This window comes from Moorena sp. SIO3H5, from assembly GCF_010692395.1.
GTDB lineage: Bacteria > Cyanobacteriota > Cyanobacteriia > Cyanobacteriales > Coleofasciculaceae > Moorena.
The window spans coordinates 1-19,318 of the sequence record NZ_JAAHHS010000117.1 but is presented as its reverse complement, the minus strand read 5'-3'; the positions used below and the strand labels follow the sequence as shown (position 1 = coordinate 19,318).

20 protein-coding genes are annotated in these 19,318 nt (G+C 42.8%); 14 read left to right on the top strand and 6 right to left on the bottom strand.

All coding sequences use genetic code 11. The features are described 5' to 3' along the window. On the bottom strand, positions 1–795 hold a 795-nt coding region (locus tag F6K52_RS15195), incomplete at its 3' end, for a heme A synthase (protein WP_293078953.1). A gap of 613 nt (positions 796–1,408) precedes the next feature. Between F6K52_RS15195 and F6K52_RS15190 the strand changes: the two genes are divergently transcribed. The 3 genes from F6K52_RS15190 to F6K52_RS15180 all read left to right on the top strand — a co-directional run bounded on the left by F6K52_RS15190 (position 1,409) and on the right by F6K52_RS15180 (position 5,145). Continuing rightward, positions 1,409–2,422: a cytochrome c oxidase subunit II gene (locus F6K52_RS15190; protein ID WP_293078951.1), complete on the top strand. Its 1,014-nt coding sequence runs from the start codon at positions 1,409–1,411 to the stop codon at positions 2,420–2,422. A 52-nt stretch (positions 2,423–2,474) separates the two neighbouring features. Next, the gene (ctaD, locus tag F6K52_RS15185; protein ID WP_293078949.1) at positions 2,475–4,157 is read left to right on the top strand and encodes a cytochrome c oxidase subunit I; all 1,683 of its coding nucleotides are present in this window, start codon (positions 2,475–2,477) and stop codon (positions 4,155–4,157) included. 361 nt (positions 4,158–4,518) lie between these two features. Continuing rightward, on the top strand, positions 4,519–5,145 hold the full coding sequence (locus tag F6K52_RS15180) for a heme-copper oxidase subunit III (protein WP_293078947.1): 627 nt from the start codon (positions 4,519–4,521) through the stop codon (positions 5,143–5,145). Between the two features lie 232 nt (positions 5,146–5,377). Here F6K52_RS15180 and F6K52_RS15175 read toward each other — a convergent pair whose 3' ends face one another. After that, positions 5,378–5,503, bottom strand: coding sequence for a hypothetical protein (locus F6K52_RS15175; protein WP_293078945.1), 126 nt, complete (start codon positions 5,501–5,503; stop codon positions 5,378–5,380). On the opposite strand from F6K52_RS15175, the gene F6K52_RS15170 reads away from it, so the two are divergent. After that, entirely contained in the window at positions 5,486–7,240 is a 1,755-nt protein-coding gene (locus tag F6K52_RS15170; RefSeq protein ID WP_293078943.1) for a hypothetical protein, read from the top strand. The two genes, F6K52_RS15175 and F6K52_RS15170, sit on opposite strands and share 18 nt — an antisense overlap. Here the strand turns inward: F6K52_RS15170 and F6K52_RS15165 are convergent. After that, complete coding sequence (locus F6K52_RS15165) at positions 7,191–7,337, bottom strand: hypothetical protein (RefSeq protein WP_293078941.1); 147 nt, start codon at positions 7,335–7,337, stop codon at positions 7,191–7,193. The genes F6K52_RS15170 and F6K52_RS15165 overlap by 50 nt on opposite strands. Positions 7,338–7,610: 273 nt before the next feature. Here F6K52_RS15165 and F6K52_RS15160 point away from each other — a divergent pair, with 273 nt between their 5' ends. From F6K52_RS15160 to F6K52_RS15140, 5 genes are all read left to right on the top strand, one after another. Further along, a complete protein-coding gene (locus tag F6K52_RS15160; RefSeq protein ID WP_364417832.1) occupies positions 7,611–8,021 on the top strand; it encodes a hypothetical protein in 411 nt (136 codons plus the stop codon). 122 nt (positions 8,022–8,143) lie between these two features. Continuing rightward, complete coding sequence (locus F6K52_RS15155; RefSeq protein ID WP_293078939.1) at positions 8,144–8,275, top strand: hypothetical protein; 132 nt, start codon at positions 8,144–8,146, stop codon at positions 8,273–8,275. An 87-nt stretch (positions 8,276–8,362) separates the two neighbouring features. Continuing rightward, positions 8,363–8,710: a DUF433 domain-containing protein gene (locus F6K52_RS15150; RefSeq protein ID WP_293078937.1), complete on the top strand. Its 348-nt coding sequence runs from the start codon at positions 8,363–8,365 to the stop codon at positions 8,708–8,710. After that, positions 8,700–9,062: a DUF5615 family PIN-like protein gene (locus F6K52_RS15145; protein ID WP_293078935.1), complete on the top strand. Its 363-nt coding sequence runs from the start codon at positions 8,700–8,702 to the stop codon at positions 9,060–9,062. The genes F6K52_RS15150 and F6K52_RS15145 overlap by 11 nt, the downstream gene beginning before the upstream one ends. Positions 9,063–9,444: 382 nt before the next feature. Then, complete coding sequence (locus F6K52_RS15140) at positions 9,445–9,834, top strand: hypothetical protein (RefSeq protein ID WP_293078933.1); 390 nt, start codon at positions 9,445–9,447, stop codon at positions 9,832–9,834. Positions 9,835–10,066: 232 nt separating this feature from the next. On the opposite strand, the gene F6K52_RS15135 is transcribed toward F6K52_RS15140, so the two are convergent. After that, positions 10,067–10,552 carry an RpiB/LacA/LacB family sugar-phosphate isomerase gene (locus F6K52_RS15135; protein WP_293078931.1) on the bottom strand — a complete coding sequence of 162 codons (486 nt, stop codon included), beginning with the start codon at positions 10,550–10,552 and terminating at the stop codon, positions 10,067–10,069. A 250-nt stretch (positions 10,553–10,802) separates the two neighbouring features. On the opposite strand from F6K52_RS15135, the gene cutA reads away from it, so the two are divergent. Continuing rightward, positions 10,803–11,123 carry a divalent-cation tolerance protein CutA gene (cutA, locus tag F6K52_RS15130; protein WP_293078929.1) on the top strand — a complete coding sequence of 107 codons (321 nt, stop codon included), beginning with the start codon at positions 10,803–10,805 and terminating at the stop codon, positions 11,121–11,123. A 254-nt stretch (positions 11,124–11,377) separates the two neighbouring features. On the opposite strand, the gene F6K52_RS15125 is transcribed toward cutA, so the two are convergent. Together F6K52_RS15125 and F6K52_RS15120 are read right to left on the bottom strand one after the other, a co-directional pair. Then, the gene (locus F6K52_RS15125; RefSeq protein ID WP_293078927.1) at positions 11,378–12,292 is read right to left on the bottom strand and encodes a Uma2 family endonuclease; all 915 of its coding nucleotides are present in this window, start codon (positions 12,290–12,292) and stop codon (positions 11,378–11,380) included. Between the two features lie 321 nt (positions 12,293–12,613). Beyond that, positions 12,614–13,261, bottom strand: a complete 648-nt coding sequence (locus F6K52_RS15120) for a Uma2 family endonuclease (protein ID WP_293078925.1) — start codon at positions 13,259–13,261, stop codon at positions 12,614–12,616. A gap of 459 nt (positions 13,262–13,720) precedes the next feature. On the opposite strand from F6K52_RS15120, the gene F6K52_RS15115 reads away from it, so the two are divergent. From F6K52_RS15115 to F6K52_RS15100, 4 genes are all read left to right on the top strand, one after another. Beyond that, positions 13,721–14,656, top strand: a complete 936-nt coding sequence (locus tag F6K52_RS15115; protein WP_293078923.1) for a phosphorylase — start codon at positions 13,721–13,723, stop codon at positions 14,654–14,656. Between the two features lie 296 nt (positions 14,657–14,952). Beyond that, positions 14,953–15,087: a hypothetical protein gene (locus F6K52_RS15110; RefSeq protein WP_293078921.1), complete on the top strand. Its 135-nt coding sequence runs from the start codon at positions 14,953–14,955 to the stop codon at positions 15,085–15,087. A 14-nt stretch (positions 15,088–15,101) separates the two neighbouring features. Continuing rightward, positions 15,102–16,811: a glycosyltransferase family 39 protein gene (locus tag F6K52_RS15105; RefSeq protein WP_293078919.1), complete on the top strand. Its 1,710-nt coding sequence runs from the start codon at positions 15,102–15,104 to the stop codon at positions 16,809–16,811. 269 nt (positions 16,812–17,080) lie between these two features. After that, positions 17,081–19,318 (top strand): hypothetical protein (locus F6K52_RS15100; RefSeq protein WP_293078917.1); only part of this gene is annotated, 2,238 nt, incomplete at its 3' end.

Below are 19,318 nucleotides of genomic sequence, written 5' to 3'. Positions count from 1 at the left end.
TCCGAGGAGTATCTGTAAAACTACCAAGCTAGCAGCTAGATTAGCTAACTTTCGTAGTACTGGATGTAGGGCTGGTGTCCGGGATGCTATCACCACGACGGCGACAGTTGCTACAGTCGCTGGCACCACACCAGCAATATGGCTATTCATCACGGTACACAGCTGAGATCCGCCAAAACACTGATGCACTGCCCAGCGGGAAGCGACTAGTCCACCTAATAGACTTTGTAGATAAACAAAAATCACTGCGCTTAAGCTCAGCCAAGGTAACTTCCCAACTGAACCTGTTCCTTGATAGGGGGTCAGCAGTGTAGCAATCACGATTAGAGTTGAGAAAAATAGCAGTGCTGTTCCTAGATGAGCAGTGACGATATCAAACCGGAGCAGTTCTGTAACCGTCAGTCCGCCGAGGACTCCTTGGAAAATAATTAGCCCTAGAGCAAATGTGGATATCCAGGGCAGCCAGTTGGGTAAATCCCGCCGATGCCACCAAGATAAGCTAGCGAGAGCGATCGCACTAACACCAATCAAGGATGCATCAAGGCGGTGAAACCACTCTAAAAATACTTGCAAATTCATCTGCTGGCTTGGCACGAGCTGACCATAGCATAAAGGCCAGTCTGGGCAAGCTAGACCAGCATTCATCACCCTGGTGGCACTGCCTACTGCCATCAACAGCAGGGTTGCGATCGCAATTTTCCACACCAAGCTGCGAATCCTTGCCTGGGGCTGGCTAAGGTTGTTGGAGGTTACACCATTCTGATTGTGATCAAGAGCCGATTGAGCTATAGCCATCTGCAATAGGAAAATGCAAACTAAGTTAATCAAATCCTGAGTAGTGGCTCATTTTCGTTGGTAGAAGATTGCCAATCTCAAGGATTATCTCTATTCCTATACCACTGTAACCAGCCTTTTCCTTAATTTCTGAAGCTTTAGAGATTTTTCAGATTGCCATTCCCCTGCCCTAAAGGGTCACAGTTACTTAGATTCAATGATTTACTATTGATTTACTTTTTTATATTTTTTTTAGCTATGTTAATTTTTATTGAATAAAGTCTTAAGTTTTCTGAAAATTTTTCAGGTGCTGGGCTAGTGATTCTAAAAAAAAGTCTAAAAATATCAAGGTGTGACCCAATCAAGTGTTTAACTGCTTTACCTTAGTTAATAGAGCAAGCCAAGCTAGCTCTGTATCCTCTACTCACGCCCCTCATTGCTAGCAGACCATCAAAATTGTTGTCTTTAGTTGTCTCTAATGTGGCCACTATGGGGGGAGTAGCTCACCAGAAGGCTGATTTTATTCAAAAATATAGCCATGCCATGACATTCTAGGACACTAAGTCTGTTGGTGCCTCGCCTGCCTTGATAATCCCTGTTAGTTTTGTTGATATAAGTATTCAACCCTAATCTCGTGAACATTCCAAGCCAAATTTCAACCCTTATTGCTGGCATTTTCATAACCCTGATTAGTCTCTGGTACGGTCAGAATCATGGACTTATGCCAGTAGCCGCCTCCTCAGAAGCCGGTGATGTAGATGGTCTGTTCAACTTGATGATGACCATTGCCACTGGTCTATTTATCCTCATCCAAGGCGCACTTATCCTAATAGTCATCAAATTTCGTAGAGAAAAAAATGACCAAACCGATGGGCCATCAACCCATGGCAACATCCCCCTAGAGATGCTTTGGACCGCAATCCCGACGGTGATTGTCTTTGTCCTAGCTGTCTATAGCTTTGAGGTCTACAACGCTATGGGAGGTCTGGATCCCATGGCTTCTCATGACCACCATCAGCAGGAAATTGCCCACAATCATCAGATGTCACCATCTGGGCAAGAGGGGAATGAAAGTCTGATTGCTATGGCTCCAGGTCAAGGCACAGTTGCCCTAGGTATTGGAGCGCCTCCAGCACAAGAAGGTCAAGGTGAACCCCTAGAGGTTAATGTCGCTGGTATGCAGTATGCCTGGATTTTCACCTACCCTCAAACCGGTGTTATGTCTGGGGAAATGCATGTCCCAGTTGGACAACTGGTTAAGCTGAATATCGAAGCTAACGATGTGATCCACGCCTTCTGGTTGCCAGAGTTTCGGATTAAGCAAGATGCTATCCCAGGTCGGATTAGTCAACTAGGGTTTACAGCAACTAAAGTGGGTGATTACCCGATCATCTGTGCTGAACTCTGCGGGTCCTACCATGGAGGAATGAAAACTCGATTAATCGTTGACACACCGGAAGACTATCAAGCCTGGGTTAAAGAAAATCAATTCGCTAGTGCAGACACCATGGAAAAAGCGGTGGCTGTTAATCCTACTACCATGTCAGAGGGTGAGTTCTTGGCTCCCTATGCCTCTGACATGGGTATTGATTCCCAAACTCTCGAACACCTAGACCACTCTCACCATCATCCTGCAATTATCCAATAAGTTCATTTTGGCTGTTGCCTATCCTTTTAGTTGATCACACCTCCACTATCCCATGACGACGCAATTAGAAAAACCGGAATCGGTCAAAGATGCTGGTCATGTTGAAGAACATGAGCGGCGTTGGCAAGATTACTTTACCTTCAATACTGACCATAAAGTGATTGGGATTCAATACCTGGTCACTTCATTTGTGTTCTATTTCATCGGTGGCGCATTAGCTGGATTAATTCGCACTGAGTTGGCAACACCAGACCCGGATTTATTGAGCCCTTTAACCTACAACCGAGTGTTCACCATGCACGGAACAATTATGTTGTTCCTATGGATTATCCCGGCTGGTGCTGCTTTTGCTAACTATCTGATTCCCTTGATGATTGGGGCAAAGGATATGGCATTCCCCAAGCTGAATGCGGTGGCATTCTGGATGAATGCTGTGGGGGGTTTGCTGTTAATGAGTAGTTTTTTCGTAGGTGCTCCCGAAGCCGGTTGGACCTCTTACCCCCCTTTGAGCTTGATTAGTTCTCAGGTGGGTGAAGAAATTTGGATTCTGAGCATCCTGGTGATCGGGACTTCCTCAGTGCTAGGGGCGCTTAACTTCTTCACTACTATTGTGAAGATGCGCACACCTACCATGACTATTCATGATATGCCTCTGTTTTGCTGGGCAATGTTAGGAACCTCAATCCTAGCTTTGATTGGTACTCCAGTCCTAGCAGCAGCGTTAATTTTCCTGTCCTTTGATTTAATTGCTGGCACCAATTTCTTTAACCCGACTGGGGGAGGAGACCCAATTGTTTACCAGCACATGTTCTGGTTTTACTCCCACCCGGCGGTGTACATCATGGTGCTACCGTTCTTTGGAGTAATCTCGGAAATCCTACCGGTACATGCCCGTAAGCCGATTTTTGGTTATCGTGCGATCGCATACTCCAGTATGTTGATTTGTTTCCTAGGATTAATTGTCTGGGCACACCATATGTTCACTAGTGGCACTCCTGGTTGGTTGCGGATGTTCTTTATGGCTGCCACCATGCTGATTGCCGTGCCGACAGGGATTAAGGTGTTTAGCTGGGTGGCAACGATTTGGGGCGGAAAAATTAGCTTAAATAGTGCCATGCTCTTTGGTATGGGCTTTATCTCCGCATTTTTGATTGGGGGTCTTAGCGGTGTCATGCTCGCTTCCGTTCCCTTTGATGTCCATGTCCATGACACTTATTTCATTGTCGCTCACTTCCACTACGTTCTGTTTGGTGGTAGTGTACTCGGCTTATTTGGGGCAGTTTATCACTGGTTCCCCAAAATGACCGGGCGAATGGTCAACGAAACCTTAGGACGCATTCACTTTGTGTTGACCTTCATTGGTCTAAACATGACCTTCTTGCCGATGCATGAGCTTGGTCTATTGGGTATGAACCGTCGGGTTGCTATGTACGACCCCCAGTTTCAAAGCCTCAACATGATCTGCACTATTGGCTCCTATCTTCTAGGGGTTTCTACCATACCCTTTGTGATTAACATCCTCTGGAGTTTGAACCGTGGCCCGATTGCTGGTCGCAATCCTTGGAGAGCTCTGACATTAGAGTGGCAAACTACATCTCCTCCTGCTATTGAGAACTTTGACGAGGAACCAATTTTGTGGTCCGGTCCTTACGAATACGGTATCGACAGTTATAGTGTTGACACCGATAAACAGGTCGAGGAGTTGCTCGTTGAAGTTAAAGGAGATGTTGGCTAACTGTAGGTTGAAGGTTGAAGGTTGTTTGCTTGAAGGTTGAAGGTTGTTTGGTTGAAGGTTTGTTTTGGTTTTTCGCCTTTGGCGTTGCCTTCGGGTAGCTTATTTGGTTGCTGGTTAATGGTGGCTGGTTATGCTCCCAACCGATTAACCTTAAACCTTGGCCAAAGGCCACGCGTGCGCGTTCAACCTTAAACCTGCTAATCTTAAACCTTCAAACCTTAAACCTTCAAACCTTGGCCAAAAGGCCACGCGTGCGCGTTCAACCTGCTAACCTTGGCCAAAGGCCACGCGTGCGCGTTCAACTTGCTAACCTTTAGTCAACAGGCACAAATGTCAGCTGAAAATTAATTCAAAGGAATTTATGCAAGGCTCAACGATAGATCCGTCTAAAACTAGCCTCAACTATCATCATGAGGTTGAGGCGGCAGAGGTACATCACGAGGAGCATCCGGATTTTAGGATGTTTGGTTTGGTGGTGTTTCTGGCTGCTGATAGTATGACATTCTTGGGAATGTTTGCCGCTTTTTTAATTTATAAAGCGACCATGCCAGCTTGGCCTCCAGAGGGTACAGAATTAGAATTATTGGTGCCAACAATTAACACCATCATCCTGATTACTAGTAGTTTCGTCATGCACCGGGGCCAGAGTGCTATTAAAAAGAATGATGTCTCTGGTTTGCGACTCTGGTTTGGCATCACTGCTCTGATGGGTGCGATGTTCTTAGCAGGACAAGTCTATGAGTACACTCATGTAGACTTTGGTCTGACTACTAACTTATTTACCAGTTCTTTCTTTGCGTTAACTGGTTTCCATGGTCTTCATGTTAGTTGTGGACTGGCGTTGATTTTGTTTGTGTTATTGCGATCGCTAAATTCAAAGCACTACTCCAGTGAAGAGCATTTTGGTGTAGAAGCCGCAGAACTCTACTGGCACTTTGTTGATGTGGTGTGGATTATTCTGTTTGTAATCGTGTATTTGATTAATTAGTTTTCGCCACAGTTTGCTTAACAAAGTTTTGATGCACTCACCCCCCGAGCGAGGGATTGCTCGCTCGGGGGGATTTTTTTTTGAAGGTTTGGAGCAGGGAGTAGGGAGCAGGGAGTAGGGAGCAGTGATAATATTTGATTGTTATCCCTTCAGATATTAATTTTTTTTGTACTGGTGCCAGCTGTTAGTTTAAGGTAATAGTTATTAACTATAATAGCGTTTCTCATAGTAATTAGATACACAATATTTTTTCCCGATTCCCGATTCCCGATTCCCGATTCCCGATTCCCGATTCCCGATTCCCGATTCCCGATTTTCGATTCCCTATTCCCTTTGCTAAATGATTACCCGTATTCAAAGATTACTCACAACTCCTTGTAACAAACGATTTACTCCTCAAGTTATCTTTTGGTTTAGCCTCAGCCTAACCTTTACGGTAGTGTATAGTCTGCTAGCACTAAGGGAAGCATTCAGTGGTGAGTATATTGTCCAAGATGATGCACGACAACATATATTTTGGATGATGCGATTTCTTGATCCAGAGCTGTTTCCTAAAGACTTAATTGCTGATTACTTTCAAACTGTTGCTCCAGCTGGCTACACTACAGTCTATCGAGTGATAGCAGCATTGGGTGTTAATCCATTGCTATTTAACAAACTCTTACCGATAGTGTTGAATCTGGTTAGCGCTAGCTATTGCTTTTGGGTATGTCTGGAATTGTTGCCAGTACCAGCAGCTGCCTTTAGTGCTACCCTTTTGCTGTCTCAAGCCTTGGGAATGACGGATACGGTGGTGTCTGGAACACCGAAGGCGTTTGTCTATCCCCTGTTGTTGGGGTTTATGTATTACCTAGTGCGGGGGTCATTGTGGTTTTGTTTGGGTGCGATCGCACTCCAAGGTCTATTCTATCCCCAGTTAGTCTTTATCTCTTCCGGTACCTTAGTTTTACGACTATTTGAATGGCGCAATGGTAAGTTAGGGTTATCCCAACAGCGACGTTGGTTTTGTCTGGCCGGTTTGATAGTAGCCTTTTTGGTGATGCTGCCCTATGCCCTCAAAACCAATGAGTTTGGTCCAGTGATTTCTGTCGCTGAAGCCAGACAGTTACCAGAGTTTTTTCCAGGGGGGCGATCGCGTTTTTTTTATGACGATGATCCCGCTAAGTTTTGGTTAAAAGGTAGAAGCGGAATTCGTCTGACTTCGATTCTTACTCCAGCAACTAATGCAGCGGGATTTTTACTGCTGCTCTTGCCTTTATTTCCCAATAAATTTCCCTTAGTCAAGCAGATCAGTAAAGAAATTACCCTTTTGCTGCAGATGGTACTAGCGTCTCTCGGGATGTTTGTTGCTGCTCATATTTTGCTATTTAAATTGCATCTTCCTAGTCGCTATACTCAACATAGTCTGAGAGTAGTCATGGTGCTAAGTGCTGGCATCGTTTTTATCATTCTAATTGATAGCGTAGTTAAGTGGGCAAGCCAGCCTAGCCAAAGCAGTTTTTCTAACTCTGGTTTTTCTAGTATTTTTTCTATACCTAACGTTTTGGCGATAGCAACTACTACGATAATTGCAGCAGCATTAGTATTATATCCTAGTTTTGTGGATGATTTTCCCATTACTGCTTATAAAGTGGGGGATAGTCCATCCTTGTATAATTTTTTTCAACAACAACCGAAAGATAGCTTAATTGCTTCTCTGTCTCCAGAGATGAATAATATCCCCACCTTTGCTCAGCGTTCGGTTTTGGTAGCCAGTGAATATGCTATTCCTTACCACGTTGGATATTATCAAAAATTTCGACAACGAACTCTAGATTTAATTGATGCCCAATATAGTGCTAATCTCTCCGTTGTTAAGGAGTTTATTAAAACCTATGATATTGATTTTTGGGTACTAAACCCAATCGAGTTAAAGGCTGATGCTATTAAAGATAGAAAGTGGTTGAAGCAGTATCAGCCAGCCGCTAATCATGCGATTCAACAACTTGAACAAGGCATAAAACCTGCTTTGGAAGAAGTGATAGCATCCTGTTCGGTGTTTGAAACTAAGGGATTGGTGGTTTTGGAGGCGAAATGTATTTTGGATAGGGAGTAGGGAGTAGGGAGTAGGCAATAGGCAAGAGGCAAGAGGCAAGAGGCAAGAGGCAAGAGGCAAGAGGCAAAAGGCAAGATGGAAACAATATTGTTTCCATCGGCTATTTTAAAAATGCTATATTACTTCATTTAAAATGATTAACTTACTCCTTCATATATTTCGTTAATAGCTAATCGTTAAAATTGCTAACAGTAATCTTTGATATTTGTTAAAATCTGTAAATACTTCAAAAAAAATATTGATAAATTGGTATTTATTAGTAATAATAAATATGTCTACTGTTTCGATATGATTATCGGACAAAAAGCCGCGCTTGAGACGATCATTACAAGAGCGCGGCTTATTCCCCAAGGACATTGGAGATAATTCCATGATGCCAAACAAATGCTCAACTGATCATGCTATCTATTACCAGCGATACTTAGACCGCCTGGCACAACTAGCAGGGAAGAAACCCACTCGCTCAAAATCCTATCCTCGTCCCCTAACTGACTTAGACCGAATTCTGATTCAACTGTACAGTAACTGGCAACTGGCCATGACACCAAAGGAATTCATCTCGAAATGGGAGGTCAGTCGAGAAGATATGGCATTAATCTGCTCCCGCTCCATCAGTACAGTTAACAGTTGGTTTGCTGGTACTAAGCGCTATAAAGCTCCTGCTGCTGACGTGTTGCGACATCTTGCCCTGATGGATTTTTTGTTAGAAAATTTTGATGCTATTCCCAGGGAGTTGTTGGAGCGATTATGTGGTAGTAATCTTGAAGGTTATTCGCCTTAGGGGTAAGCTGGTCTTGATTTAAATTGCATGGTTCTCACAGCAAGGGAGCAGGGAGCAGGGAGCAGGGAGCAGGGAGATAGGGTTTGACGGTTTGTTTTCTAACTGAATAATATCCAATTTAAATGGACAACAGCTTACTGGTAAAGGTTTCGGGAGGTAAAATAACTACTTGTGTAGCACTACCCAATTTTCTTACCGCTACTCCCTACTCCCTACTCCCTACTCCCTACTCCCTAAAACCCAAGACTTTGTAACTCACCCAATTGAAAACTGCTATACACATCAATAACCTAAAGACTTCTGTTTACAATTAAACTTACTAGTTTATTTACCTAACGATTATGTCAACTCAAGCTTTAACAGACTATTTCAACTTTCTTGCTCCTACTGATATTCGCCTCAAAGGAACAAGAATTGGTATTGAAACTATATTATATGACTATTTAGACTGTCATAAAACCCCAGAAGAAATTGCTCAAGCTTATACATCATTAACTCTAGAACAAGTCTACGCTACTATCCTCTATTACCTGCAAAATCAAAACGCTGTGAGCGAATATATGAAAAACTGGCTCTTTCATGGTCACACTATGAGGGAGCAGCAACGACTCAATCCGCCTCCTATTTCTGAGAAAGTGCGCCAATTAAGAGCAATAAGAAAAGCTAGGGAACAAGGGAATGAGTATTAACTATCTAATTGATGAAAATGTTAATTCTCTCTATCCTACACAAATTAGACGAAGAGAACCCAGTATTGTGATCAAAGTGGTGGGAGAATCGGAAACACCACCTAAAGGTACTCTAGATCCAGAAATTCTTGACTGGTGCGAGGAAAATAACTTTGTGCTGGTAACCAATAACCGGACTTCCATGCCAGTTCACTTAACTGACCACCTAGCACAAGATCACCACATACCAGGTATTTTTATTCTTAACCCTAATTTGACTATTGGAGAAAACCTTGAGGAGTTAATCATAGCAGCTCTTGCCTCTGATGACAATGAGTACCAAGATCGCATTGTTTATTTGCCTCTGCCATAGGTTGATCAGTAAACCTAAGTATTCATCCATCAGCTATTATCTATCAGCCATAAGCTTTAGCAATCCTAAATCATTTGTAAAATCATAAAAATATGGAATCGTTGCTGGGCAAGGGTTATAGAGTTCGCTTTGGGCAATATATTTCACAAATCATTATAATAATATATTTTTGCTCAGTATCAAGTCCATAAATTTTTATCAAAATTTCATAAAAATTCCTATTTTGATAGTGACATTTACGGAATTTTATTGCTATTTATACTAATGGTAGGATTTTCTTTTAAGTCAAAACTCACTGGAAGGGTAGCATGTAATCTGAAATCCTTACTGGGTGATAATTTCAGGCCATAAGTTCCCAAAAAATACAGGGAGTAGGTCAAAGTTGCAGAACAAAGGAACTATTTACCATCCCTGTACAACATTTTGGCTAAATTTTTATTGCACTTACCATGCTAGAAAGACTCAGCCAGAATCAGTTTTGCACGCCGTTTCTGGCTGCTGTCATTCTAACAACGAATACACACTATCTATGCTCTTCAAGAGCCGTTGGTCTTGCATGATATCACATCAAAATCCCCATTTCAATGTGAACCTTAGCCAGGTTGTTAGTACATCAACAGGTGCATCAACTCCCGATACACCTCCTGGCGCTCCACTTATCCCCCTGATCCAAGGTGGCACAGCGGTGGCAGCAGTCATTGCCTTAACTGTGTACTCTAAAACAATTATCGAAGCGATAACCAAGTTAGTTAAAGAAGCAAAGGAGGATTGATCACTGGATAGCCTAAATTGATCAACTTGGGTTATCCTCGTTAATTTCCTTGAATCCCCAGATAGTATAAACAACTATCTGGGAAATAGTTTTGGTTACTGATAGTAAGCGATCAGCTAATGCGCTACGCACACGCGTGCGCGTTCAGGATTTGAATAAAACCGGTAAGCATTGGTTTAATCTGAGTGAATTCCCAGGGTCTTGGTTACTATTTCTCAATCTTGCGATCGCATTAGTTGGTGGCAGTGCCAAACTGCTCATTCTCCAAAATAGCAATATCCTTGATCGAGTTTTCCAGCCATTCCTGAATCGGTGGCTCCCATCCGGATGTAAACTCGGTGGTCAGCCAAGTATCAACAATCTCTACCGCTACTTCGGGTGAGGTGATAAACCCTCCCAGAGTTAAAACGTTGGAGTTATTGATGGAGCGGGATTTTTCAGCAGCGTTGGTGTTCTCACACACTGCCGCGTAGACACCAGGGTGCTTGTTGGCGATGATCGCCATTCCCATTCCCGTACCGCACACCAGGATACCTCGGTCGGCTTGCTGGCTTCCTACTCGTTGAGCTACCTCAGACGCGATCTGATAGTAAGGTGTCTCAGCCTCCTGCTCGTTAATGGCTACATCGTCGATTTCTATTCCTTTGTTAATTAGGTATTGTTTGACTGCTTGCTTAAGCTCGAATCCATAAGAATCGGCTCCTACTGCAATCTTCATAATTACCTCTGCGATACTACAACCCAAATTCTCTTTCAAGTACGGCGCATTGCTGATTTTGGGTCTGATTATGCACTTTCAAAATCTACCCAAGTTGGAAGAGTTAAGGGGCGTTAGCAAAACTAGATGATCGCCCATTCATACTCTAATTCAGCAACGTCATAATTTTAACCGTTTTCTGTATAAAACATTTTAAAGTGCGGAATGTGGTTTAAGATATTGCAGAATCCAAGAAAGATTGAGCAAAAGCATGAACATCGTTTTAATCCTTGTCACCTGTCCTGATAATGCTGTTGCCCATGATCTGTCTAATCAGCTTCTCCAGCGTAGAGAGGCAGCATGTGTGAACATTATTCCCGGGATCTCTTCAGTGTATTGGTGGGAGGGTGAGGTTGAGTCTGATTCTGAAGTGCTGCTACTCATCAAAACAACTACGGAGCTGATCTCTAAAGCAGAGCAGACTGTAACTAATTATCATCCCTACGATACTCCTGAATTTGTGGTACTAAGTACACAGCATGTCAACGAACAGTATGCAGCTTGGCTGATTAATAATGTCGCTCTTGGATAAAATCAGGTAATTTTTGGCAATAGTTGGGGCGTTGCGTCAGTCTTCGAATGAATAGGAGTAGAGTGGGCATCCTGCCCGCGCGAAAATAAGGAGGAAACTGGCAAGATGCCAGTTCTACGCAAGATGCCAGTTCCACAAAACTCTTAAAATCCTTCCATTATTAAGCAACGCCATAGTTATAATTATATCCTTATTCCCGATTCCCGATTCCCGATTCCCGATTCCCGATTCCCTAGCAGAAGTAAGCTATGTTTTTATAACTGATTATCTGAACATGATATAATTTCCTCCCGATCAACTCCAGTTATATTAGCAACTTGTTCAACATCCATCCCTGATTTCAACAGATTGACTACAATTTGTTTCACTTGTTGCTGGGCTTGTTCTTTTGCTGCCCGTTCCTGTTCTGTATCCGTCAGAAGCCAATTTCCGGAACCATCACACCAGCGCAACCAATTACGAGTTATCCCTGCATACTCTCCCCACCACAATCCCACACCTATGTCTAGTTCTGGAATCAAAATCTGGGGTGGCTCAGCTAAAATCCCTTGCTCTTGGTAAACAGCTCCGATTAATTTGAAAAACCGAATTTGGTTGGTATAGCGACTAAAAACTATGTAATAGGGTACTCGTAATCGTTGCTCATAGACTTCCCACTTGGAAGGAATAGTTTGATGGGTAGGATCACTGCTACTATTACTAGTTTTATTAATATCTTGTAGTTTAATATTATCACTATTTCCAGCAAGTATAGATGCTTGAGGTTCTTGCTCTAGATTATCCCCTAAATCATCTTTAGCAGTTGTTGGTGATAGCAATTCTACAATTATAAAGGGATTAACTCCTTCTTGCCAAATTACATAGCTAGATCTAATATCAGTACCCTCGTATAAACGGGGAACTCCTACCACTAAAAACCAATCCGGGCGTTTATACCATTGAGGATGGCGCACATCATAGTAAAGATTTAAATCTGTACCAATAAATACTTCCTCAGAAGGGTAATACTGACAACGAAAGGTACGACTTAATAATTCTGGTTGTAAATCGTGAAATTCGTCTGGCAAACCAGGTTCCTCCGGATTCTCACTGGGCAGATCATACATGGTAGGTAGCGTTTCTTTAGGAGAAGCAGGAGCTTCATTCTGGGGAATGAAGTTTTTAGTCATTTTTTTAGGGAATAGGGAGTAGGGAGTAGGGAGTAGGGAGTAGGGAATAGGGAGTAGGGAACAGGGAACTGGGAATAGGGAATAGTAGGAAATACAGATTTTTTTTGTTATTATAAATCAATTGAAATACATTTAGTTTTTTTAGTTTTTTTAAATGTTGATAGCTAATATTATAGCGTTTATTATTATGATCAGGTAATTCAAGTTTATTCCCCCTGCTCCCTACTCCCTGCTCCCTGCTCCCTGCTCCCTGCTCCCTGCTCCCTGCTCCCTAAAACCAAAGACTTTATTACTCACCCAATTGATAACTGCTATAAAACCTCAATCCAAATTATTTTGTTTTCTAACCCAAGCCCTAAACGCCCGTAACGTTGCTGTTTCGCCATCGACTAAACTTTGGTTAATAAACCTAGGTATAGCATTCAAAGGCATCCAAGGGAAGGTTGGACTCTGATTTACTTGATTAAAAATTAAAATCGGTTGTTGTAGCACAAAAACTTCTATTTTTTTTCCATTATAACGCCACAATTCAGGGACACCTAGTGCTGCATAAATGGGGAGTTTATCTAAAGAACCACTGGTGATATCGACTTCTAAGACTAAATCAGGGGGTGGATCATCATCTAAATTAATCGTTTGCTTATGTCTTACTAATGGCTCATTTTGGAGATAGTAACAGGAGTCAGGTTCTGCCCCTTTTAACCGTGTTTCTCGCTTTAGAGTCAATGAACCAAAGGTTTTGATAGTTAGATTTAATTCATCAGCGATCGCACCAATCAAGCGTTCAATAAAGCGGTTATTATTTTCATGGGGACCTAAGGGAGTCATAATTTCTAATGTTCCGTCATCGTAAGCCAAGCGAGTGGAGCGGTCTTCTCCTAATTCTGTGAGTAATTGCTCAAATATCTGCCAACTTACATTGTGGCAAATTACTCGGTGTTCAGCCAGTTCATAATTTCCTGTGACCATGGGATTGGATTACCTCTTTAGGATTACTTTTATATATAGCAGTGCTCAATTGGTTGAGGAATTTTACTACTGGGTTTTAGGGAGTAGGGAATAGGGAATAGGGAGTAGGGAGTAGGAAAGACATCAGAGTTTGTTTGTATTATCAATTGAATTGATAGTTTTTATTTTTTCAAGATTAATCTAGGGTTTTATGGATAATCTAAAGTTAGATTACTAATGCTTAATTTGTTAATTTTAATCCAAACTATTATAGCGTTTATTATTCTAAATAGGTACAGTCAACTTTCTTCCCCCTGCTCCCTGCTCCGAAGTCCCTGCTCCGAAGTCCCTATTCGAGGTTTAGTTTAAGCATTTAGCTGACAGCTGACAGCTGTTCGCGCAGCGTGCGCGTAGCGCATCGGCTTACTTTTTGACAAATGATTTAAGATTGCGATAGAAGCTGAAGGAAATGCGATCGCTATGATTGAAGAACAACCAATTACCGAAGGAACACTAGTACTAGAACCAGGTACATTGTGGCCGAAACTGAAAGCACAAACTGAACACGCTATTGAATGTAAAGCACTCCACTCCATAGCGACAGAATACGAATTCGTAGAACAAGACGGTATTCGCTTCTTGGTGCGAATTTTGTCTAATCTGGTACGGAAAGACAAAGCCAAAAAGAAGCAAGAAGAAAAAACCGCTACTTCATCGAAGGATTTCAACCCTTTTCTTCCCTACGAACAAGACTTATTTGTAGCAGACCTTTCCGACACCCACCTGTGTTTGTTGAACAAATACAACGTAGTTGACCATCACCTGCTGATCATAACTCGTGCTTTCGAGGAGCAAGATACTTGGCTGACTTTACAGGATTTTGCTGCTATGTGGGCATGTCTTGGGGAAATTGATGGCTTGGCTTTCTATAATGCTGGAACGATTGGTGGGGCGAGTCAACGACACAAACACTTGCAACTCGTTCCTCTGCCCCTAGCCCCTGAAGGAGTTAACATCCCGATAGAAAATGCGATCGCATCAGCTAACTTTCAGGATGCTGTTGGCACCATCCCAACCCTGCCCTTCATCCATGCTATTGCTCAGCTTGACCCTAGTTGGGTAAACTCGACCTGGGATGCGGCTCAAGCCACCCTTGAGTTGTACCATAGATTACTGAGTGCAGTCGGGTTGCCATGGAATAATGCCAATGATAACAAGCAATCCGGTGCCTACAATCTCCTCGCAACACGGCAATGGATGTTGCTTTTACCCCGTTCTCAAGCAGATTTCCAGTCAATTGGTGTCAACTCCCTCGGATTTGCTGGAGCTCTCCTAGTCCGAAACCAAGAGCAAATGAAACGTCTGAAAGACCACGGTCCCATGACAATTTTAAAAAACGTTGCCATTACTTGGTAATTAAGGAAAGGGAATAGGGAATAGGGAGTAGGGAGTAGGGAGTAGGGAGTAGGGAGTAGGGAGTAGGGAGTAGGGGGAATAAAATTTAATGTATCTCATCATGATTAAAAACTCTATAATACCCAATTTTTAAGTATTAATTTTAAATTACTATTTTTATAGTTGTACAGTGGTGTTATCGCAGTCATGAGGTACAGTATTATTTGATGCTAATTACATTAAAATAATCTTTACTATAGCATTGATAAATAGCTCATTAACAATATTGATGATTTTTTTATAACATCAAAAAATCTTTGGAGCTCTTTCCTATTTCTCCCTGCTCCCTGCTCCCTGCTCCCTACTCCCTACTCCCTGTTCCCTGTTCCCTATTCCCTGTTCCCTGTTCCCTATTCCCTATTCCCTTTGCTATAGTTTCAATTATCCCCTAATTATCGTAGTTAACATGATCAAGAAAATTACTCTTGATTCTATCTGGTTCAGAAATTTACTTATAATCGTAATCGTACTGGGAGTAGTCTTTAGATTTTACAACCTAGACCGTAAAGTTTACTGGTACGACGAGACTATGACTTCCCTTAGAATTTCTGGTCACACTCGAACCGAACTAGTAGAAGACATTTTTGATGGTCAGATTATTAGCGTAGAAAATTTGTTAAACTACTACCAATTTCCTAATAATAAAAAAGATATAAACGACACCATTAATTCCCTAGCAGGTAATCCAGAACATTCGCCCCTTTACTACCTAATGGCGAGATTATGGTTACAAACCTTTGGCAATTCCGTAGGAACGATCAGACTGTTATCCGTACTAATTAGCTTATTAGCATTGCCCTGTGCTTACTGGCTGTGCTTAGAACTTTTTGGTTCAAAATTAATCGGTTGGGTAGCTGTTGCCATAATTGCTATTTCTCCTTTTCATGTTTTGTATGCCCAAGAAGCCCGAGAATATAGTTTATGGACTGTTACCATTTTGCTTTCTAGTGCAGTCCTATTATGGGCAATGAATTCTTCTAGAATAAAGCAATTAATTAAAAAACCTTATCGATGGATTATCTATAGCTTTACTGTTGCTTTAGCACTTTATACTCACCCTTTCTCAGCCTTTGTCTTAATTGGACAGGGCTTGTATGTATTAATTACCGAAGGTGGTCGCTTGACTAAGCGGGTAACTAGCTATTTACTAGCCTGCTTAGGAGGAGTATTGCTATTCTCTCCTTGGCTAATCATTGTTATCATTAATTTCTCCAAATTTATCGCTAATACTGACTCAGTTAATCATAGTCGTTCAGGCTTTTTACCCCTATTTTGGACTTTAAACCTCAGTCGGATTTTCTTTGATGTTAATCAAGGCATCCATCCTTTGAGTCCCCTCCACTATCTCAGTTTATGTTTAGCAGTATACGCCCTCTACTATCTTTGTCGTAAAGCTCCTCAGCATGCTTGGGTATTTATTATTACCTTAATTGGAGTGACAGGAATTGCTCTTATCGGTCCAGATGTGCTATTAGGTGGTCGCCGTTCTAGCATTACTCGCTACGCTATTCCCTGTTATCTAGGTATCCAGTTAGCTATTGCTTATTTCCTGACAACCGAAGCTAAAAATTCAGGACAACTTACCAAAGATAAGGTAAAAAAGGGATTGCCCACAATGGGCATGATGAATGGAAATTTAGCAAATACCGAAGAGAGACAAGATGGGCAAGTAAGGGGTGACCATGACATGGTGCCCATAGGCAAACCCCGACAAAATCCTAAGCCTTGGAAGTCAATAGTAATTGCTCTAGCATTTAGCGGCATACTCTCCTGTATAGTAAGCTCTCAACTGCCAGTTTGGTGGCACAAGAGCTATGCCAAGAGTCGCAATAATCCCGACGTAGCAGCTTGGATTAATCAAATCCCACAACCACTGTTGATCAGTAATGAAATTCCCGGTAGGGTTCTATCTCTGTGTCATCTACTTCGTCCGGATGTACAGCTGATGTTATTGGATAAATCCAATAGCTCTACCAACATACCGGAGATTCCGGGGGGTTTCAAAAATGTTTTACTTTATCGACCGTCAGAGGAATTACGTCAGGGAATTGAAACCACCCATAACTATAGGGTTAAACCCACCGATCAATCTTGGCTCTGGAAACTATCAAGATAGGGAATTTCGTCAGAGAAAAAAAGTAGTAGTCTTATCTGCCTTATCCCGAGTTGCATTCACACCATTTGAACACAGCACCTTCTTCAATCTCCTCCCCCTCTTCCCATTCTTCCCCATCATGATTGGGCATGGCGAGATCCTGTTGAAACGCACTTGGTACTAGGCACCTATAACTGATACCCCTACTCCCTAGATTTCCCTGATAAATTAAGATGACAATGCCCTCCTATTCCCTCGGAACTCCAGTTGTAAGGTGCAAACCAATCAAGATGAGTAACTCTCCCAATCCTGGTAATTTACCAGAGCCTACTCCGGAAAATACTCCAGAACCTAAGGTAAGTAGAGGGTTTTGGCAGAGGCTGCTACGTCCGGTCTTCATGCTAATGGTCATGATGCTAGCTTCTGGGATAGGGGGTGGAAGCCTTTTTGCTTGGTATTTCATCCAGAAGCAATTAGCACCAACGGTAGAGAAAAATTTATCTAGCTTTCTTAACCGAAAAGTCAATGTCGGACCAGTGGAGGGCTTTTCCCTAAATGGTGTGCGGTTTGGTTCTTCGGAAATACCTGCTACCCCTACCGATCCCGATCATCTTGTCACGGAGGCAGTGAAGGTAACCTATAACCCGGTTAAACTGCTATTTACCAGAACCCTAGAACTGGATGTAACCCTAGTTGAACCTAATATATATGTTGAACAGGACAAAGATTTAACCTGGGTGTCTACAGCATTTACACAAACTGCCCAAGATTCGGCGTTTAAGGTAGACCCAAAGGTGGTGCGGTGGCGGGATGCGGATGTGGTGGTGGTGCCAAGATCTCAAGTGGGAATCAAACAAGCACCGATGAGATTTACTGAGGTTCGGGGGAAAAGTAAATTTCTCGACGGAGGTCAGCTGATTCGCTTTAATGTAAATAGTCAGCCTTTAACTGGGGGAAATTTAAAGGTTAAGGGAGATTACCGCCTCTCTCAACAAGAAACTGACTTGCACCTTGATGTCGATAACGTTAGTGCAGCAGAGGTTAGTAAAGTACTTCTGATTCCCCTGAAGCTTCAAGCCGGTAAACTGGGTGGCAACCTGAGAATACAACGGAATAATGCTGAGCAGCCTTGGCAGTATTGGGGTACGATTAGCTTTTATGACACCATCGCCCGCTTAGAACCCTTGCCCCAACTGTTCACTGAAAGCAAAGGTAAGCTGAACTTTCGAGGGAGTCAGATTTGGCTCGGTAACATAACTAGCCGATTCGGTCAAGTACCTGCCCAAATTGGGGGAATGCTGGATATTGAGTCGGGCTACAAGCTCAGAGCAACAACCGAACCGGTTCAGATACAGCAGTATGCACAGACCTTTGGGATCAAAGAGCTACCAGTAACTACTTTAGGTAAAGCACAGGCCACGTTTCAGGTAACTGGAGCTATTGACAACCCGATTGTGATTGGAGAGGCGTTTACCACTACTCCCGCCACCCTTGACCAGGTGAACTTCAGCTCTATTACTGCTGACTTTAGCGTTATTAATACTGAGCTGGCCATTAGAAACTTGCAGGCAAAACCAACAGTGGGTGGCTTAGTCACAGGCAAGGGGGATATCAAATTTATGGATCAGGGGGGGGCAGTATTTGATCTCAAAGCTGTGGATGTGCCAGGGAATGCGATCGCAAAACAGTATGGATTTAATCTACCCATTCCTGTGGGTCGAATTTATGGCAGAACCCAGATCTTTTCTCCCCTGGACAAGCCCGAAAATTTTCGTGCCACTGGTTATGCTAATCTGCCCATGGGTGATGGTGTGCTCAGAGCTACTAATTTTCAAGTGGGGGGTGGGCGCTGGCAGGGGTTAGTAGAAGCTAAAAATATTTCCGTAGCACCAATCATCAAAACCTTACCTGCAGCATCTCTACCGCCACAATTCTCTGGACCGTTCAATGGTCAATTTAATCTGTCCGGTCGCCTTGATTCTTTCGAGCCAGAAACCCTCCGTGCTAGTGGTTACGGCAGCGTAACGGTTGATGGTGGTACCTTGCGTGCTACCAATGTAAAACTGATCAATGGTGGTTTTTCTACCCTAGTCCAAGCCTCTGAGATTCCTCTACAAGCCTTAGCACCAGTACCCTCTGAATTTAAAGGTCCCATCTCAGGGGAGTTGACTATCTCAGGGGATGTAAAGTCTTTGAGTCCTAGCACGATTACCGCTAGTGGGTCTGGTAGTGTAGATCTAGCAGCAGGGACTATTCAAGCTGATGCGATCGCGATCGCTAAAGGCAAGTTCCAAGCTCAAGTACTCGCATCCAATCTCGAGTTAGGCCGTCTCGGACCAATACCACCCCAATTCGACGGTCCAGCTTCCGGGGAGTTTAGCATCTCAGGGAATGTCGATTCGGTAAGTCCTAGCACGATTACTGCTAGTGGGTCTGGTAGTTTAGATGTCGCAGGAGGAAGCATTAAAGCTGATGCTGTCGATATCGCTAATGGCAACTTCAAAGCTCAAGTACTTGCATCCAATCTA

What these genes read in the sequence shown, in the direction of transcription:
- ctaD (WP_293078949.1), top strand. Translation starts at nt 2,475, where the DNA reads ATGACGACGCAATTAGAAAAACCGGAATCGGTCAAAGATGCTGGTCAT.
- F6K52_RS15180 (WP_293078947.1), top strand. Translation starts at nt 4,519, where the DNA reads ATGCAAGGCTCAACGATAGATCCGTCTAAAACTAGCCTCAACTATCAT.
- F6K52_RS15170 (WP_293078943.1), top strand. Translation starts at nt 5,486, where the DNA reads ATGATTACCCGTATTCAAAGATTACTCACAACTCCTTGTAACAAACGA.
- F6K52_RS15165 (WP_293078941.1), bottom strand. Translation starts at nt 7,337, where the DNA reads ATGGAAACAATATTGTTTCCATCTTGCCTTTTGCCTCTTGCCTCTTGC.
- F6K52_RS15160 (WP_364417832.1), top strand. Translation starts at nt 7,611, where the DNA reads ATGATGCCAAACAAATGCTCAACTGATCATGCTATCTATTACCAGCGA.
- F6K52_RS15155 (WP_293078939.1), top strand. Translation starts at nt 8,144, where the DNA reads ATGGACAACAGCTTACTGGTAAAGGTTTCGGGAGGTAAAATAACTACT.
- F6K52_RS15150 (WP_293078937.1), top strand. Translation starts at nt 8,363, where the DNA reads ATGTCAACTCAAGCTTTAACAGACTATTTCAACTTTCTTGCTCCTACT.
- F6K52_RS15145 (WP_293078935.1), top strand. Translation starts at nt 8,700, where the DNA reads ATGAGTATTAACTATCTAATTGATGAAAATGTTAATTCTCTCTATCCT.
- F6K52_RS15135 (WP_293078931.1), bottom strand. Translation starts at nt 10,552, where the DNA reads ATGAAGATTGCAGTAGGAGCCGATTCTTATGGATTCGAGCTTAAGCAA.
- cutA (WP_293078929.1), top strand. Translation starts at nt 10,803, where the DNA reads ATGAACATCGTTTTAATCCTTGTCACCTGTCCTGATAATGCTGTTGCC.
- F6K52_RS15125 (WP_293078927.1), bottom strand. Translation starts at nt 12,292, where the DNA reads ATGACTAAAAACTTCATTCCCCAGAATGAAGCTCCTGCTTCTCCTAAA.
- F6K52_RS15120 (WP_293078925.1), bottom strand. Translation starts at nt 13,261, where the DNA reads ATGGTCACAGGAAATTATGAACTGGCTGAACACCGAGTAATTTGCCAC.
- F6K52_RS15115 (WP_293078923.1), top strand. Translation starts at nt 13,721, where the DNA reads ATGATTGAAGAACAACCAATTACCGAAGGAACACTAGTACTAGAACCA.
- F6K52_RS15105 (WP_293078919.1), top strand. Translation starts at nt 15,102, where the DNA reads ATGATCAAGAAAATTACTCTTGATTCTATCTGGTTCAGAAATTTACTT.